The organism is Capnocytophaga sp. HP1101 (assembly GCF_054772415.1).
Genome location: NZ_BPUU01000009.1, coordinates 93,805 through 112,531 on the forward strand (window position 1 = coordinate 93,805; position 18,727 = coordinate 112,531).

The 18,727-nt window shown below is 38.2% G+C and carries 14 protein-coding genes; 9 read left to right on the forward strand and 5 right to left on the reverse strand.

Annotated features, from left to right (window positions below):
• Window positions 1–23: 23 nt before the first annotated feature.
• Complete coding sequence (locus tag RCZ04_RS06460; RefSeq protein WP_460485170.1) at window positions 24–626, reverse strand: fumarylacetoacetate hydrolase family protein; 603 nt, start codon at window positions 624–626, stop codon at window positions 24–26.
• A 564-nt stretch (window positions 627–1,190) separates the two neighbouring features.
• Between RCZ04_RS06460 and RCZ04_RS06465 the strand changes: the two genes are divergently transcribed.
• Entirely contained in the window at window positions 1,191–3,536 is a 2,346-nt protein-coding gene (locus RCZ04_RS06465) for an alpha-ketoacid dehydrogenase subunit alpha/beta (RefSeq protein ID WP_460485171.1), read from the forward strand.
• A 30-nt stretch (window positions 3,537–3,566) separates the two neighbouring features.
• On the opposite strand, the gene RCZ04_RS06470 is transcribed toward RCZ04_RS06465, so the two are convergent.
• Complete coding sequence (locus RCZ04_RS06470) at window positions 3,567–3,956, reverse strand: RNA-binding S4 domain-containing protein (protein WP_460485172.1); 390 nt, start codon at window positions 3,954–3,956, stop codon at window positions 3,567–3,569.
• A gap of 82 nt (window positions 3,957–4,038) precedes the next feature.
• On the opposite strand from RCZ04_RS06470, the gene RCZ04_RS06475 reads away from it, so the two are divergent.
• Entirely contained in the window at window positions 4,039–4,872 is an 834-nt protein-coding gene (locus RCZ04_RS06475; RefSeq protein WP_460485476.1) for an FKBP-type peptidyl-prolyl cis-trans isomerase, read from the forward strand.
• 1 nt (window position 4,873) lies between these two features.
• Window positions 4,874–5,578 (forward strand): CDP-alcohol phosphatidyltransferase family protein, encoded by a 705-nt coding sequence (locus RCZ04_RS06480; protein WP_460485174.1) that lies wholly within the window; start codon window positions 4,874–4,876, stop codon window positions 5,576–5,578.
• Here the strand turns inward: RCZ04_RS06480 and RCZ04_RS06485 are convergent.
• The 3 genes from RCZ04_RS06485 to RCZ04_RS06495 form a co-directional block, all read right to left on the reverse strand.
• Entirely contained in the window at window positions 5,564–7,480 is a 1,917-nt protein-coding gene (locus RCZ04_RS06485; RefSeq protein WP_460485175.1) for a ComEC/Rec2 family competence protein, read from the reverse strand. The two genes, RCZ04_RS06480 and RCZ04_RS06485, sit on opposite strands and share 15 nt — an antisense overlap.
• Window positions 7,477–8,388: a C40 family peptidase gene (locus RCZ04_RS06490; protein WP_460485176.1), complete on the reverse strand. Its 912-nt coding sequence runs from the start codon at window positions 8,386–8,388 to the stop codon at window positions 7,477–7,479. The genes RCZ04_RS06485 and RCZ04_RS06490 overlap by 4 nt, the downstream gene beginning before the upstream one ends.
• A gap of 64 nt (window positions 8,389–8,452) precedes the next feature.
• Window positions 8,453–10,984 carry an ATP-dependent Clp protease ATP-binding subunit gene (locus tag RCZ04_RS06495; RefSeq protein ID WP_460485177.1) on the reverse strand — a complete coding sequence of 844 codons (2,532 nt, stop codon included), beginning with the start codon at window positions 10,982–10,984 and terminating at the stop codon, window positions 8,453–8,455.
• Between the two features lie 201 nt (window positions 10,985–11,185).
• On the opposite strand from RCZ04_RS06495, the gene RCZ04_RS06500 reads away from it, so the two are divergent.
• From RCZ04_RS06500 to RCZ04_RS06525, 6 genes are all read left to right on the forward strand, one after another.
• Entirely contained in the window at window positions 11,186–11,995 is an 810-nt protein-coding gene (locus RCZ04_RS06500) for a M48 family metallopeptidase (RefSeq protein ID WP_460485178.1), read from the forward strand.
• Window positions 11,996–12,757: 762 nt separating this feature from the next.
• On the forward strand, window positions 12,758–13,708 hold the full coding sequence (locus tag RCZ04_RS06505; RefSeq protein ID WP_460485477.1) for a glycoside hydrolase family 18 protein: 951 nt from the start codon (window positions 12,758–12,760) through the stop codon (window positions 13,706–13,708).
• A gap of 51 nt (window positions 13,709–13,759) precedes the next feature.
• The gene (gene murG / locus RCZ04_RS06510; protein ID WP_460485179.1) at window positions 13,760–14,842 is read left to right on the forward strand and encodes a UDP-N-acetylglucosamine--N-acetylmuramyl-(pentapeptide) pyrophosphoryl-undecaprenol N-acetylglucosamine transferase; all 1,083 of its coding nucleotides are present in this window, start codon (window positions 13,760–13,762) and stop codon (window positions 14,840–14,842) included.
• A 5-nt stretch (window positions 14,843–14,847) separates the two neighbouring features.
• Window positions 14,848–15,756 carry a hypothetical protein gene (locus RCZ04_RS06515; protein ID WP_460485180.1) on the forward strand — a complete coding sequence of 303 codons (909 nt, stop codon included), beginning with the start codon at window positions 14,848–14,850 and terminating at the stop codon, window positions 15,754–15,756.
• 54 nt (window positions 15,757–15,810) lie between these two features.
• Window positions 15,811–17,163, forward strand: coding sequence for a UDP-N-acetylmuramate--L-alanine ligase (gene murC, locus RCZ04_RS06520; protein ID WP_460485181.1), 1,353 nt, complete (start codon window positions 15,811–15,813; stop codon window positions 17,161–17,163).
• Between the two features lie 60 nt (window positions 17,164–17,223).
• Entirely contained in the window at window positions 17,224–18,639 is a 1,416-nt protein-coding gene (locus RCZ04_RS06525; RefSeq protein ID WP_460485182.1) for a Do family serine endopeptidase, read from the forward strand.
• The last annotated feature ends 88 nt before the right edge of the window (window positions 18,640–18,727 follow it).

The following is an 18,727-nucleotide window of genomic DNA, read 5'->3' on the forward strand; positions in this document are numbered from 1 at the left end:
GTGTTAGACTTTTAGAAATTTAATTACCTAATTTTCAAATTAAACGCCTTTTCTTCCCCTAGGAACCCCTCAAGCACATCGCCTGCCGCTACTCTTCCTGCGCCTTTAGGTGTTCCTGTGAAAATAAGGTCACCTTTGCGAAGTGTGAAGTACTGTGATACCTCCGCAATGATCTTGTCAAAGCTTCTGAGCATCTGTAAAGTATCGCCTTCTTGTACGATCTCGCCGTTTTTGCTGAGGTGAAAGTGAATAGGGGAGGAGTCACCGAAAATTTCTTTAGGCACAAATTTCCCTACAATAGCCGAACTGTCAAACGCCTTCGCTTGTTCCCACGGCAATCCTTTTTCGCTGAGGCGAGCTTGCAAGTCGCAGGCAGTAAAGTCAATACCCACCGTAAGCTCATCATAGTATTTATGAGCGAATTTTTCCGAAATGCACTTGCCGTTTTGATTGATTTTCAGTACCAATTCTATCTCGTAGTGCAAATCCTGAGTGAAGTCGGGAATATAATAAGGGATCTCAATATTGTGAATAGCTGTATCGGGTTTCATAAACACCACGAGAGGTTGAAGCGTTTCCTTATTGGAGGGCTCGCCGTAATTTTTACCTATACAAATGATTTTCATATTTATTTTAATGTCAGTTTAATATGACAAAATTTATTTTTCAAAAGTTTTTGTAATGCTACACTTCTCCCTTAGGAGATACCAATAAGAGCAAAATAAGTGAATAAGAAAAAAGTTTATTTTGTTTTTCGCCACTTTATTTTCGTTCAATCTCTTTTTAAGATTCTCTTCTAATGATTCATTCTCAACTCCTTACATAGCTATTGTATAACAATCGTCCAAGATTCGTATAAGCATCCTATAAGCTTTGTATAAGCTAAGCATAAGATTTCTTCAAGTAAAAAACACTTTTTCTACTCATCTATAATTTCTTTTTCTTTCTCTCAATAACTGTAAAACATTTAAAAAATTGAAACACCCATTTGTAATTAATTCTTGACGTAAGAATATGGTTCATACACAATGATTTTTAATTAAAAAATACAGTTATAGATTGCAAATATAAAAATAAAAATTGTATTATATTTGTAAATTAAAAAAAAAAGTAATACATTTGCCCGAGTTTTTGTAATAAAGACAAGAATGATTATGGAATTAAACGAATATTATTTTTAGATATAACCAATGAAAAAAGAGAATATTTTAGAAGACTATGGCATCGCTGTTCTCAGTAGGGAATGTAGCTTGATGGGAAAGAAAGAAGTGCTTACTGGTAAAGCAAAATTTGGTATTTTTGGTGATGGGAAAGAAGTCCCCCAAGTAGCAATGGCAAGAGCCTTTCAAGACGGAGACTTTCGGAGTGGTTATTATAGAGACCAAACTTTTATGATGGCTATTGGAGTACATACAGTTGAAAATTTCTTTGCAGGACTATATGCTCACGCTGATATAAAAGCAGATCCTACTAGTGCAGGACGCCAAATGGGTGGACACTTTGCAACCCATAGTTTAGATGAAGAGGGAAATTGGAAAGACTTATTAAAACAAAAGAATAGCAGTAGTGATATATCTTGTACTGCAGGGCAAATGCCTCGTTTGTTGGGTTTAGCGCAAGCCTCTAAAGTGTATCGTGAGTTACCTAATGCTGAAAGCAAAGGTTTCTCAAATCACGGCAATGAGGTAGCGTGGGGCACTATTGGGAATGCAAGTACCAGTGAAGGACACTTTTTTGAAACGCTTAATGCTGCGGGTGTAATGCAAGTGCCTATAGTAATGTCTGTTTGGGATGATGATTACGGAATTTCAGTACCTAAAGAGTACCATACTACTAAGGAAAGCATCTCAGAAGTAATGAAAGGATTTCAACGTGATGCTAATCACAAAGGGTTTGAAATATTTATTGCTAAGGGTTGGGATTATCCCACTTTGTGCGATATTTACCAAAAAGCTGCTAAAATAGCGCGCCAAGAACATGTGCCTGTATTGGTACATGTGAAAGAACTCACTCAACCCCAAGGACATTCTACTTCAGGCTCTCACGAGCGCTACAAAAGCCCTGAGCGCTTGCAATGGGAAAAAGATTTCGACTGTATTGCTAAAATGCGTGAATGGATATTAGCAGAAGGCTATGCTACCGAAAAAGAATTGCAGGTAATAGAAGAGGCAGCTAAAAAACACGTACGCGAAGGTAAAAAAAAGGCTTGGGAAGCGTATATGAAACCTATGGAAAAAGAGCGCAAGGAACTTTTACAATTGCTTAACAGTATAAAACCTAAAAGTATCTTTGCTACTGAACTGTCTCAGATTTCAACTCTCTCTCGTAAGGCGATAATGAATATAGCACGTAAGGCTTTGAGACAGTTTTTAAAAGAAAGTAAGGAAGTATCAAACTTGCGTACTTGGATAAAAAATTATTTAGAGACTAATGAACCTAAATATAGCAAACATTTATATACGGAAGGAGCGTATAATGTTATGAAAATAGCAGAAGTAGCTCCTATATATGAAACAGATGCTAAACTTGTTGATGCACGAATAATCTTGCGCGAGAACTTTGATGCGTTGCTTACTAAGTATCCAAATCTATTGATTTTTGGAGAGGACGTAGGAAATATAGGCGATGTAAATCAAGGCTTAGAAGGCTTACAAAAGAAACACGGCGTTACTAAAGTTTTTGATACGGGTATCCGTGAAACAACTATTGTTGGACAAGGGATAGGAATGGCAATGCGAGGCTTGCGCCCTATTGCCGAAATTCAGTATTTGGATTATATTCTCTATGGTTTGCAAACTCTTAGTGATGATTTGGCTACCTTGCACTATCGTACTTTTGGTCGCCAGTCAGCGCCACTGATTGTTCGTACACGTGGCCACCGCTTAGAAGGAATATGGCACGCGGGTTCTCCTATGGGAGTTCTATTGCACTCACTTCGAGGTGTGTGTGTGCTCACTCCTCGTAATATGGTGAAAGCAGCAGGCTTTTACAATACACTCTTAGAAGGCAATCAACCTGCAGTAGTGGTAGAATGTCTTAATGGTTACCGGCTAAAGGAAGCAATGCCTACGAACCTTACCGAGTTCAAAACGCCTATTGGGATAGTAGAAACTATTCGTGAAGGGAAAGATATTACCGTAGTTTCTTATGGTTCTACTTTGCGCATAGTGAGTGAAGTAGCTGATGAACTCGCATCCTTAGGTATTGATATCGAAATCATCGATGCGCAATCCTTAGCACCATTTGATGTGCGTCACGATATAGTGAAAAGCATACAGAAAACCAATCGCTTATTGGTAGTAGATGAAGATATGCCTGGAGCTACTTCGGCATATATTTTGCAGAAGATAGTGGAAGAACAAAATGCTTATCAGTATTTGGATAGTGCGCCACAAACCTTGGCAGCAGGAGAACACCGCCCAGCCTATGCTACCGATGGTGATTATTTCTCTAAACCCAATGCCGATAGCATTATCGAGAAGATTTACAGTATAATGCACGAAGCTAATCCTGCAAAATACCCTACATTATTATAAGAAATTGTAGGAGCGAATGGTAATTCACTCCTACAATTCATCATCATCTTCTTGAAAATCATTCAATAGATTATCAATTGCACGGCGGTCTTTCTTAGTAGGGCGACCTTCACCTTTTTCACGGTAATAATCTTGGGTGAGCCGTTGTATTTCGGCACGTTCAAAAACCTCAGGAGGGGTGTTGTCTTGACGATAAAGGTTTACTAACTTAGCACCTACACGGTTTTCGGGAATATCTAAAACCTCCAACTCGTAGTTGATTTGGTTCTTGCGCACTATAATTAGGTCGTTCTTGTAAACCTCACGAGAAGGTTTTACCGTTTCGCCATTTACTTTGATATGACCTTTTTTGCAGGCTTCAGTTGCAATGTTGCGCGTTTTAAAGTAACGTACGCACCATAAATATTTGTCAATTCGCATTTTTTTGTCATTTTAGAAATGATATTAGTTGCAAAAATAATAAATTAAATATTATCTTGTTCAAAAAATAAAGAAATTTTATATTATGAATAAATTTACATTTACTGTTAGTTTAATAGCTTTATTATTCGCTGTTTCGTGTAAGAAAAATGAAAGCTCTAATATAACTCCTCCTCGAGATGTTACAGAAGTCAGAAATGAAAATAATCAGGCTATTGAAACATTTTTAAAAGCGCATACTTATACTTTTTCAGCAACAACTACTGTTTCTGAAACGGTTGTCTTTGCAACAACCTCTAACACAGCAGTATCTATTTTTAATGATAGTAAGTTAAAACGATTGGAATTAGATGTCTTTGATGCTAATAATACTCTTGTGCGTCATACACTATACTATCTTATTTTACAAGAGGGGACAGGAACTACCACTACTATTGCAGATTCAGTTTATGTGAATTATAAAGGGCAGTTATTAGATTTAAGTATATTTGATGAAACAACTACGCAATCTACAGCTAATTGGATGGATCTCATAGGTAATATTGTTACTAATAGACCTTCAGGTACTATTAGAGGTTTTAGAGAGGGTGTTGCTCAATTAAAAGCATCAGCTACAGGGCTTACGAATAATAGTGATGGTACTCTAAATGCACCTACTGATGGAGGTATAGGAGTTTTCTTTATTCCTTCAGGTTTAGGCTATTTCAATAATAGCCAAGCTAAAATACCTGCTTATTCACCTTTAATATTTACAGTAAGGCTTATAGCTACACGTCGTGCCGACCACGATCACGACGGCAAACCCTCTATAAATGAGATTGAGCGTAATGAATATGGTGTAGTAACTTATCCTGATTGTGATGCTAATAAAGACACATCATATCTTCCTGATTATTTAGATGCTGATTGTAAATAAAATGAAGAGCTATATTCCTAATTTAATTACTTTGGGTAACCTATTTTGTGGGACGGTAGCAATTGTCTTTGCTGTACGAGGGGCGCTTGATTGGGCAGCTTTGTTTGTAGCTTTGGGTATCTTCCTCGATTTTTTTGATGGGTTCTTTGCTCGCTTGCTACACGTAAAATCTGATATGGGGTTGCAGTTAGATTCCTTAGCCGATATGGTTACCGCTGGGGTAGTGCCTGGTATTGTAATGTTTCAACTGCTCAGCAATAGTACTTATGTAAACGAAAATACGACAACTTGGGTAGCTTATTTGCCTTATGCAGGCTTTCTTATCACTTTAGCTTCAGCCTATCGCTTGGCAAATTTCAATATAGACACCCGTCAAACCTCTGGATTTATAGGCTTGCCCACGCCGGCAAACACGATGTTTATTCTCTCATTGCCACTTATTTTGCAATATCAATCTACTGAACTATTGGATAGCTTATTGCACAATACGTGGGTGTTGTTAGCAATCACCTTACTGAGTGCCTATCTGTTAAATGCAGAGATTGCTCTATTTGCCTTGAAATTTACTGATTATTCTTTTAAGAATAATACATTGAAGTACATATTTTTAGCACTTTGTATAGTACTGCTTGTAGGAGTAAAAATAATTGCTATACCGCTAATTATACTTTTGTACATTATTCTTTCTTTACTACCTAAGCGATAAATCACGTCTCATCCTATCCAAATTAATTTTAGGTGTTTGCTGAACAAAGATGACACTATCAATAACTACTTGCTTGGATTTAGGGTAAATGCCTAAACTATCCATCAGCAAGTAGTTTTTTTGTTTAAAGTGCAATATATGAGGGAGTTTTTTAACGGAGATATTACTAATACCCTTGTTCTTGATGTAGTTATTCACCATTGGATTTACAGAAGTAGTATCCATTTGATAAATACAGAGCTTGTTTCCTTGCCTAATAGTAATTATTTTCTCCTTGTACTTGCTGAAAACGAGCATTTCTTCAGTAGTTTCTAATTGATACTTGTAATAGAAAAGCAATACTTGGAAGAGAAGTACTGAAATGAGAAGAGCTACCACTACTTTGTACTTTCTGTAATGCACAAAAACCACAAGTATAAGTACAGTTAATAGTGAAGAGAGAAGTAGAGGAGTGGTGAAAGGAATATTACGGATGATAAATACCTCTTGATGCGCTATAAAGGCTACTAAAAAGTTCATCAAAGCAATTAATTTTTCTAAAAGAAAGACGATAGGGTAAGGCAAAAAACCAAAACTACCCAAGGATAAAGCAACAATCCCCCCAATGAGTATGGGTTGCAACAAAGGTACTACTACTAAATTAGAGACAAAGAACAATACAGGAAATTGGTGAAAGTAGTACAAGCTAATAGGCAAGACCACTATTTGAGCAGATACCCCTACCAAAAACAGCGACCATACCCAACGTATATACTTGTTTTCAGGTTGCCACCATTTGAGCATTACGGGGTAGAACTTCATTATAGAAAATACAGCAGCATAACTCAGCTGAAAGCCCACATCGTACAAATAGTAAGGATTGATGAGCAGTAAAAAGAACATAGAGAGTATCAGTGCGTCAAAACGGCCTTGTTTTCGGCGGATGAGGGTAGCTATTCCCACAAAACTGAACATTACTGTCGCTCTGAGTACAGAAGGAGAGACACCCGCTACTAAAGCAAATGTCCATAAGCCAATGAGCAGGATAAAGAATCGCAACGGACGATAAAAGCCCAAATTAGGCATCCTTTGGAGCAACAAAAGAAGAATAGCTGTAATAATCCCCACGTGTAACCCAGAAATTGCTAAGATATGTACCGCACCAGCATCTACATACTGCTGATATACTTCTTCATCTAAATCAACACGTTTGCCTAAGAGTAATGTCTTCAATAAAGCCGATGATTCGCTGTTAAAATGCGTCTCTATTACAGTAGCCAAATGCGTACGCACTTTCTCAATACTTCCTTTAAAGCCTACATTATTAGCCTTGATGACAGAAAAACCAATGACTTCAGCTCTCCCATATACCCCTTTTCGCTCCATATAGCGCTTGTAATCGAATTGATACGGATTTTTAGGAGGGGATATGAGGGTGTATTTAGCTGCAAATATCAATCTATCGGTGGGGACTAATCTTTTTACATCATCAGTAGCTATTGTTTTAGCAGGGAAGAAACACAAAATTTCCCCTTTTACCTCAGTGCGATTAGCGGTTAATAGCTTTGCTTTAAAAGTAGTTCCGTAATCGGTGTGGGAGGTTTGTTCTATGAGCTCAGCTTCTAAGGTGTAGTATTCATTAGCTTTTAACTTTTGTACATAGTGTTGAGGGTTATATGTGGGTGTATGAAGAATAGTAATGACTATCCCTACTGATACCGCAGTGATAAAAGTATGTAGTACAATTCCGTGGCGAAAAATATATCGTTTAGTAGATAGAAAATAATGTGTTGTTAAGGTAAGTAATAAACAAATACAGATGCTTATAGCAAACAAAAAAGAGGGAGCTATTACATCAGTAATAGTAATCCCTCCTATGAGTCCTAATAAGATTGTTAATATGGGTATATTTACGAATCTCACATCACACGTTTTGCCATACGAAATGCTTTCTTGTAATATTCATCGCTTAATGAAGAGATTACAACTCCTCTTTTAGAAGATGAGTGTATAAACTTAATATCTCCATCTATATCTACTACCATACCAACGTGTGATATTCTGTTTTTCTTTGTTGTTCTGAAGAAAAGCAAATCACCTACTCTCACTTCTTCTAAGTCAATCTTTCTTCCTTGTGTTGCCATTTCTTGTGAGGAGCGAGATAATGGCACTGAAATAGATTTAAAAGTAGTACTTACAAAACCTGAACAATCCATACCATTACGAGTAACCCCCCCGTGTCTGTAAGGTGTTCCTAAATAAGAGAAAGCAGTATCTAATAACACTTTCTGTTGTTTGGTATCTACTTTACTTTTGGACAGCGCAGGAAGCGCTATATCGGTAGTTTCAAAACTCTCAGGTTCTTCAAATAGTTCATCGTCTTCTAAATCATCTTCCAATTCAGCCTCTGCAAGGGTATTTTCAGCATATTGTTGTGGAGATTTATTGGTTGTATGTTTTTTAGGAGCATACTTTTTAGTTTTTGCAACTGCTGTGTGTTGTGCTTTTGCAGGAGTTTTCTTTTTAGCGGTAGTGGTAGCTACAGCTGTTTTAGTAGTAGCCTTTTTAACGGTTTTTTTAGCAGAATGATGAGCAATAGCACGCTTAGGAGGCAACTTATGACCTTTTTTAGCTGTTGTAGCCACTCTTTTGGTAGCTTTTTTTCCTTTCTTAGGAGGAGAATAAGTCTTTTTCTTAGGCTTACTCTTATTTTCTACAGCTTTTGAGGTAGCTGTATTTACAACTACACTCTTTTCGGTCTTTACCGCCTCTGAAAAAGAGGATAAACTGAGTAGTAGTATAAATAAGCCTAAAATTCTTAAAATGTACATAGTAAACTGAGAGATTAAATTCTGAACATTGAGGACAACCTCAATGCTCAGAAGGTTGATATTATTAAATAAATTCTTTTTGCGTTATTACAAGGTTTTCACCTTTCTCATCTAAATCAAATTGAATGCTATCGCCTTCGTGCACTTGGTTAGATACTATTTCTTCAGCTAATATATCTTCTACATATTTCTGAATAGCGCGTTTCAAAGGGCGAGCACCGTATTGTTTATCATAGCCTTTATCTGCAATAAATTCTTTTGCTTTATGGCTAAGTTGGACTCCATAGCCTAAATCATTAATGCGTGAGTATAATTTAGAAAGTTCAATATCAATGATTTTAAAGATATCTTCTTTGCTAAGCGGATTGAAAGTAATCACATCATCAATACGGTTTAAGAACTCAGGAGCAAATACTTTTTTCAAAGCATTTTCTACAATAGACTTCTCATTGGCTTCTGATTGTGCAATTTTTGCTGAGGTACCAAAACCAACGCCTTGCCCAAAATCTTTTACTTGACGAGCTCCTATGTTAGAGGTCATAATGATGATAGTATTTCTGAAATCAATCTTTCTTCCTAAACTATCAGTTAAGAAACCATCATCAAGCACTTGTAAAAGCATATTGAAAACATCAGGGTGAGCTTTCTCTATCTCATCTAAGAGCACTACAGAATAGGGTTTGCGACGTATTTTCTCGGTGAGTTGACCACCTTCTTCATAGCCTACATATCCAGGAGGTGCTCCAATGAGGCGAGAAACTGAGAATTTTTCCATATACTCGCTCATATCAATACGCACCATTGCCTCTTCTGAATCGAAAAGTTCTTTGGCAAGAACTTTAGCGAGTTGTGTTTTTCCAACACCTGTTTGCCCTAAAAAGATGAAAGAACCTATAGGTTTATTAGGGTCTTTTAAGCCTGTACGGTTACGTTTGATAGACTTCACGACTTTCTCTACAGCCTCATCTTGACCAATGATTTTAGATTTCATTATCTCAGATAACCCTGAGAGTTTGCTCATTTCGGTTTTTGCAATTCTGTTTACAGGAACACTGCTCATCATTGAGACTACATCGGCAATATGGTCGGCAGTTACTACATCGCGATGTAGTTTAGAATCTTCCTCCCATTTCTTATTCATCTCAATTAATGAATTTTCGATATTTTTTTCATTATCGCGTAAACGGGCAGCTTCTTCAAACTGCTGACGTGAAACGGCTCTGTTTTTGGCTTGAGTAGCCTGTTCTAAACGATCTTCTAATTCCACAATATATTGAGGAACTTTTATTTGCATAATATGTATTCTCGCGCCAGCTTCGTCTAAGGCATCAAGAGCTTTATCAGGCAAATAGCGGTCAGTAATATAGCGATTAGTGAGTTTTACACAAGCCTCAATAGCCTCATCGGTGTAGGTAACGTTGTGGTGTTCTTCGTATTTTCCTTTTACATTGCGAAGGATTTGTATGGTTTCATCTACACTTGTAGGTTCAACAATTACTTTTTGGAAGCGACGCTCTAAAGCGCCATCTTTTTCAATAGATTGGCGATATTCATCTAAGGTAGTAGCTCCAATACATTGTATTTCGCCACGTGCTAGGGCAGGTTTGAACATATTGGAAGCGTCTAAACTTCCTGAAGCACCACCAGCTCCCACTAAGGTATGAATTTCATCGATGAAGAGAATGATATCTCTATTTTTTTCGAGTTCACTCATTATAGATTTAAGGCGTTCTTCGAACTGTCCGCGATATTTAGTTCCTGCTACTAACGAAGCTAAATCAAGGGTTACCACGCGCTTGTTATACAATACTCGTGCCACTTTTTTCTGTATAATACGCAAAGCTAATCCTTCGGCGATGGCACTTTTACCAACACCAGGTTCGCCGATGAGTATTGGGTTGTTCTTCTTACGGCGGCTGAGTATCTGGGATACGCGTTCTATTTCTTTTTCACGACCTACTACAGGGTCTAAACTACCTTGTTCGGCTAAAGCGGTTAGATCTCTACCAAAATTATCTAAGACAGTGAGTTTTCGTTGCCCATATTGCCCGCCTTGATTGGGTTGCTGAGTTCTATAGCCAGCTTTGTTTTCGTGAGGCAAACTGTAGTCTCGGTCGTATTCATCAACTTCATCAGTGGGTGATGTGATTTGGTAATTATCGTCGCGTATGGGCTGGAATTTATCTCTTGCTACGTCATAATTTACGCCCAGCTTATTAAAAACTTTAGTAGTAGGGTCGTTTTCGTTGCGCAAAATGCTTAGTAATAGATGAGCTGTGTTGATCACATCGTTTTGAGAGCGTTTTGCCTCTAAGTAAGTAGCCTGCATTGCTCTTTCGGCTTGTACGGTAAAATGAACTGCATTGAAGTTAGGTGGATTGAGACCTCTTGCTGAAGTGAGGGTGTGAATGTTTTGCCGCAGTCTTTCCATATCGATATTTAAACTGTGCATTAAGTCTATTGCACTACCTTCACCTTCTTGCAATATGGCTAAAACAAAGTGTTCAGTGCCTACCGTAGATTGACCTAAACGAATGGCTTCTTCTTTGCTATATGTAAATATTCTTTTAACTCTTGGTGAAAAGTTATCGTTCATAAAAATCTCCTCTTGTTTGTATTAAATAGTTCAGTAGTAACAAAAACTATTCCGTTTCTTTCTATCGGAAAAAATGGCAGTTTCTTACACTGGGGGCAAAGGTACGAAAAAAAATATTAATATGAAAGAAAAATGAAAAATATTTTGTAACTACCACAGAAAAGCATAAATTTGCGCCGTTATTTTTAAAAAGAATTTCAAATGAAAAAAATTATCTTAATTGCAATGTCCATAGGCTTTTTTTCTGTGGTACAAGCTCAAAAAATCAATTTAGGGAAAGCTACAAGTGCTGTTACAAAAGGAGCACAAGCTTTATCATTTAGTAATGAAGATGCTAAAAGGCTTTCAAAAGAGTCAGTAGACTGGATGGACGCCCATAATCCGGTAGCTGGTAAAAACAGTCCTTATACTAAACGCTTGAATCGTGTGTTTGGGAAACACCAAAATGAGGACGGTTTGAAGCTCAATTACAAAGTGTATGTGGTAACGGATATCAATGCGTTTGCTTGTGCTGATGGGAGTGTGCGTGTGTTTTCATCGTTGATGGATTTGATGACTGATGATGAATTATTGGCGGTTATCGGTCACGAAATAGGTCACGTGAAGAATGAGGACACTAAAGATGCTATCAAATCGGCTTATATGCGTGCTGCTGCACAAGATGCTGCAAGCTCGGCTTCGGGGGTTGTAAGAAAACTAAGCGACACTGAATTGGGTGAAATGGCTAATGCTATGCTTGATGCTAAACACAGCAAAAAACAAGAATCACAAGCCGATGAATATTCTTACAATTTTATGAAGAAACACGGCTATAATGTGGTGGCTGTTTATACAGCATTTAAGAAATTGGCTTTGCTTTCAGGTGGAGCAACCCAAAGTAAATTCCAAAAGATGATGAGTTCGCACCCTGACAGCGAGAAACGTGCTGAAGCGGCTAAAAAGAGAGCTATCAAAGATGGGCTTTGGAAAGACCCAGGAGAGGTTACTTTACCTAAAACGCCTATTAAATAAACAATTTTATTAGTAAAAAATACGATGGAAATTAAAATACCTTCAGAAAGTGAATAGCTTTTTGGAGGTATTTTTTTAATACTAAATTAATACCATAATGCCAATAATACCAGTTGTTGAAGATAAAAGATAAATGATTAGTGGTTAATGATTGATGGTAAAATTAGAGGAAACTTAAAAAAAAGCTTGTACAAAGTTTATACGATAAAGGATGCGAGCTGCACGTGCAGGTGTGAGCCACACAGGCAAATAATAAACTTTAAATAAAGATAAGACGAAGGAAAGACGGTGCGAGCCGCACGGGCAGATAGACAAAAGACGAAGGATGAACGAAGGATGAACGAACAATGAACGAAGCTAACCTCCCCCTATTCACATACTCTGCTCTCGCAGACTTCCTCCAAAGGGGGAACTGTAGCGACAGAAAGGCGAAGGAAAGACGGTGCGAGCCGCACGGATAGATATACAAAAGACGAACAAAGGACGAACAAAGAACGAAGGTAAGTTAAAGTTAAAACAGAGATAAAAAGAAGGTTATTGGAGGGATTCAACTTTGCCAAAGTTTTAAACTTTGGCAAAGTTCATAACAAAAATTGAATTTAAAGCAAAGAAAGAATGGGTAATAACAAAGGGCAAAAGGCAAAAGAGTGGATTTTTGAATTTTCAGATAATCTTTTTGTGGCTGTTTAAAATAAAAATACTACCTTTGTACTTTCAAAATAAAATTACTTACAAATGAGAAGAATATTGTATTTAGCGTGTATGGCAATCGTTTTTATAGCTTGCCAGAAAAACAATAACGATGTACCCCAACCAGACCCTAATAAACCTACTCCCGACAATCCGACTCCGGATAACCCTATCCCTGATAAGCCAAAACCTGACAAGCCTGCCAACGATTATTTGTATGGCATTACTATAGACGACAGTTGGGAGGAATCGGGGGTTACTGTTCAGCATATTGTAGAGGCTATCAAGGCAATGCCTGTAAAGCCTACGGTGCGCATTGTGATGTCTAAAGGTACAGCGATAAGAGATTATAAATCGCTTTTTTCGGCTGTTCATCAAGTGGCTTATGTGATGGCAACACCTGCCGATTCAGAAGATATGAAGAGCTATAAGAGTGTGGATAGTTATGTAAAGAGATTTCAGGACGTGTATAAAGAGCTATCGGCATATATTGATTTTTGGGAAGTAGGCAATGAAATCAACGGGGAAGGTTGGTTGGGTAACGACCCTCAGTTTATTGCCGATAAAGCCTATGGTGCTTATCAGTTTATCCGCAGTAAAAATGCGAAAACAGTGCTTGTGAGCTACTATTTTAAACCAGGAGACCAAAAGGTAACAATGGAAAATTGGCTTAAAAAATATATCCCCGAAGATATGAAAAAGCAATTGGATTACGTATTGGTGAGCTATTACGAAGATGATAACGACAATTATCAGCCTAATTGGCAAGAAGTATTTAACAATTTGGAGTCTATTTTTCCGAATGTAAAATTAGGCATAGGGGAATGTGGCAATAATGATTACAAAAAATACTCTGTGCAGAGTAAAGTGGAAAGAGCCAAATACTATTATTCGATGCCTAAATATGTAAAGAACTACGCAGGCGGTTATTTTTGGTGGTATTGGGTGCAGGACTGTGTACCTCATCAAAACAGTGAAGTTTTTAAGGCTATCAATGGCGCTATTAATCAAACGCTCAAATAATATTGTTATTTGTGAAGATTTGCTTACCTTTGCACCAAATTAGAACAGAAAATGAAAAAGTTTATCATATCAGGAGGAGGTACAGGCGGGCATATTTTTCCTGCTATTGCCATTGCCGATGAATTGAAAAGACGTATTCCCGATGCCGACATTCTGTTTGTGGGCGCCAAAGATCGCATGGAGATGCAAAAGGTGCCCCAAGCAGGTTATCCTATTGAAGGGCTCTGGATTTCGGGCATTCAGCGCAAAATTACTTTGCAGAATCTGCTATTCCCCTTTAAATTTATCAGTAGTTTGCTGAAATCGCGCCAAATTATCAAGCGTTTTAAACCTGATGCGGTAATAGGTACTGGAGGTTTTGCCAGTGGTGCTGTGGTGAAGGTAGCAGGCGGAATGGGTATCCCTACTTTTATTCAAGAGCAGAACTCATATGCAGGGATTACCAACAAAATGCTTTCTAAAAAGGCAAAGAAAATATGTGTGGCTTACGATGCAATGGAACAGTTCTTCCCCAAAGAGAAAATTGTAAAAACAGGCAATCCCATTCGCGATGGGCTCTTGGATATAGCGAAACACCGCACCGAAGGATTGACATATTTTCAGCTGAACCCTGAGCGAAAAACGCTATTGGTATTAGGAGGGAGTTTGGGCGCCCGGCGTATCAATCAGCTGATAGAAGAGCAGTTGCCTTTATTTGAAAAATTGGGGGTACAAGTGTTATGGCAGTGTGGTAAACTGTATTATGAAGAGTATAAGAAATATGAGAGTGAGCGAGTGAAAGTTTTGGCTTTTATTGACAAAATGGAGCTTGCGTATGCTGTTGCTGATGTGATTATTTCACGTGCAGGAGCCAGCTCAGTAAGCGAATTGTGTGTGGTGGGCAAACCTGTGATATTTATTCCTTCGCCTAATGTGGCAGAAGACCACCAAACCAAAAACGCACAAGCTATTGCACAGAAACAAGCTGCTATTTTGATACGCGAAACTGATTTAGGCACTACTTTTGCTACTACTTTTGCTGAACTCATAAACGACGAGGCAAAGCAGCAGAGTCTGTCGCAACACATTAAGACGTTGGCTTTGCCTAATGCTACCAAAGAAATAGTAAATATTATCTTAGAAAATAGAAATTAGAACTGATGAAGAGACTTTTAACATTTATAGCGTTGGGTTTTACTGCAATTACTTTTGCGCAAAATCAATTGGGGAAACAGTTTTTTATAGACACTAAAAGCGATGAATTTAAGAGAGGGATTGTGGAAGTGAAGGAGTACGTAAACTACAACGTGTACTTGCAGTTACAGAGAAACCTTAAATCGGGCAATTCGGCAGATATCAATAGCGATATGATTCGCCAAGCGTATATGACTCGTAGGGTTCTTCTTCCGAAAGGGAATTACGTTATTGACAACGATGAACAACGCTTTGAATTTGAGATAGACAACAACGGGCAGTTTGTAGGCGAAGGACAGTTTGAGAATAAGAAGAGAAACCTAAAATCTACTTATATCTTCGCTAATGGGAAGCTTTCGGAAATACACATATTCAATACTGAAGGCAGGTTGCGCAAGAAAAACATCTTCAAAGGAAACATTATTGAGGGACACGTGTTTGACCACGCTGGTAAGCTTGCTCAAAAGATAGAAATACACACCAACTTGAAAGAAGGAGCTGACCAAATAGTTACTAATTACCACAAGAATGGCAACCCCAGCAAAGAAGTGAATACCATCAAGAATACTACAAAAGAATTTTACCAAAATGGGAAACTGAAATTAGACCAAGTGGATAGCAAAATCACTACTAAATACGACCCTACAGGGAAAATTACTGAGAAATGGTATGTTACTGAGAATGGCAATTGCCGTGAAACTTATGACAAAGGGGTAATTAGTCAAAAAACTTGTGAAGACCGCAGTACGAAAGAGACTACTGTTTCCTTCTACAAGAATGGAAAGTTAGATAACTATACCGTAACTGACGCTAAGAAGAAAGAAGTACGCAAATACGATGCTTCAAGAAAGCTATTAGAAACTAACAAATTATAAGGTAATTGAGTGAGAAATTAAAAACTCTTACCTCTTACTTCACATTTTATACAAATGGATTTACAACCTATACAGAACGTTTATTTTATAGGCATAGGTGGCATAGGAATGTCAGCCCTTGCTCGTTACTTTAATGCCAATGGCAAGCAAGTGTGTGGTTACGACCGTACCCCCACTGAAATTACTGAAATGCTCGAAAAAGAAGGTATAAAAGTACATTTTACCGATGATGTAAATGCTATTCCAGCCTCTTTTAAAGACAAGCACACTACGCTGGTAGTCTATACACCTGCCGTGCCGAAAGACCACAAGGAATTAAACTATTTTCAGCAAAATGGCTACGAAGTAGTAAAACGCTCAGAAGTATTAGGGTTCATCACCAAAAATACTTTCTGTCTTACAGTGGCAGGAACGCACGGTAAGACCACTACTTCAAGTATTCTCGCCCATTTATTAGTGGAAGCAGGCGCCTCAGTAAGTGCGTTTTTAGGAGGAATCGCTGAAAACTTTAACAGCAACTTGGTGCTCAAAGGCAGTGAGTATACCGTGGCTGAAGCTGATGAGTTCGACCGTTCTTTCTTGCGACTCTCGCCCAATATAGCTTGTATCACCTCTATGGATGCCGACCATCTCGACATTTATGGCGATAAACAACACTTGATAGAAGGTTTTAGAGAGTTTGCAGGTAAGATAAAACCAGGAGGAAGTCTTATAGTACGCAATGGTTTAGATATAGAAGGTGAGACCTACGGATTAGAAGATAATGCCGATTATACTTTCCAAAATATAACCGTAAAGAACGGTATTTACCATTTTGATTTTCATTATAAAGGAGGCGTCTATAAAGACTATACTTTATTGAAGCCAGGAAGACACAATCTACTCAATGCCTTAGCAGCCGTATCGATGGCGGTAAAAGCAGGATTTGCCCCTGAAAAGTTACTCCCTCATTTGGCTACATTTAAAGGTGTGAAAAGGCGTTTCTCATATATTATCAAGGAAGACAACTTTGCTTTTATAGACGATTATGCACATCACCCTTCGGAAATCAATGCGTTGTTCCAAGCGGTAGATGAGATGTACCCCCACACTCCTAAAACTATTGTCTTCCAACCCCATTTGTTCACCCGTACACGTGACTTTTTAGACGATTTTGCAAAGAGCCTATCGCAGTTTGACGATGTGGTTCTATTGGATATATACCCAGCTCGCGAGCTGCCTATTGAAGGTATTACCTCACAAGTATTGTTAGACAAAGTGACGGCCAAACAAAAAATATTGGTGAGCAAAGCAGAATTGATACCTTTATTGCTTAAAAAACAGCCGAAGTTATTACTTGCCGTAGGAGCAGGCGATATAGGTGCTGAAGTAGAGAAAATTAAAGAAGCTTTTACCGTTAGTCATTAAAATGGCACAGTTGTTGCCTAATCGTTTTACGATATAAAACAAATTAGTAAAACAAAGAATATGATGAAGAATTACGCAACAATGATAGCTACTGCCTTCCTCGGCGGAGCTATGACCTTAGGAGGGTATAAACTCTTTATAGATAAACACGATGCCAAACAAGAGGCGCTTGATTTGCTTTCACGTCCCGCTTTGGTGCAAACCAATCACACTACCCCTGAAAGAACGGTAGCAGGTGAAACCAACTTTGTAGAAGCGGCTAACAAAACGGTGAATAGCGTAGTACACGTGAAGAACACTGTAAAATCACAAGGAGGGATTACTTCTATCTTCGACCTTTTTTACGGTAATGGGGGTGGCGAACAAACCCAAGTGGGTACAGGTTCTGGAGTGATTATCACCCCTGATGGTTATGTAGTAACCAATAACCACGTAATTGCCAACGCTACTTCTTTGGAGGTTACCCTCAATAACAACAAAACTTACAAGGCTAAACTCATAGGTACCGATGCTTCTTCGGATATTGCCCTATTGAAAATAGAAGCCGACGAAAAGCTACCTTTTCTCACCTTTGCGGACTCCGATAACACACAGGTAGGCGAATGGGTGCTCGCTGTGGGGAATCCTTTTAACTTAAATTCTACTGTTACTGCGGGAATCATCAGTGCGAAAGCGCGTAACATCAGCGAACGCGGTAGTGATAAAATAGAATCATTCATTCAAACAGATGCTGTGGTGAATATGGGGAACAGTGGGGGAGCTTTGGTAAACCTTAACGGTGACCTTATTGGTATCAATACAGCCATTTCATCTACTACGGGTGTGTATATGGGCTACTCATTTGCCGTGCCCAGCAACATCGCTAAGAAAGTGGTAGAAGACTTGATAGAATACGGGAATGTGCAACGTGGCGTGATGGGCGTACGCGGACAAGGGTTAGACTCTGAAGTAGCTAAGAAACTCAACGTAAAAGAAACAGAAGGCTTCTATATAGATTCAGTAGACGATGAGTCAGGAGCTGGTAGTGCCGGACTTAAAAAAGGTGACATCATCAAACAGATTGACAATGTGAAGATACATAAATACTCCGACCTCAGTGGTCATATTGCCTCTAAACGTCCGGGTGATATGTTAAAAGTAACTTATGTACGCGAAGGTAAAGAACGCACTGCCAATATTACACTCAAGAAAAACACTACTTATGTAATACAATCCTTAGGTTTGGAAGTGAAAAACCTTTCGGATGCTGACCACAAACGATTTAAAACTAAAAATGGAGTGAAGGTAACCGCTGCGGGTCAGTTTTATGAGTATAACAATATTAATATAGTAGGAAAAGTATTGCTTTCAGTGAATGGAAAGACCATCAAAGATGTAGACGAATTGAAAAATATAATGTCTACCCTTTCTTCACGCAATCGCAACTCGTTAGAAATCTTGAACGAAAAAGGAGAAAAAGAAAGATTCTTTTTCTAATTTGGTTAATAGAAAAGGGCTGATTAACGCCCCTCATTTGGTTATGTTTTTATTACCCTATACTTTGCATTTAGTAAAGTATAGGGTA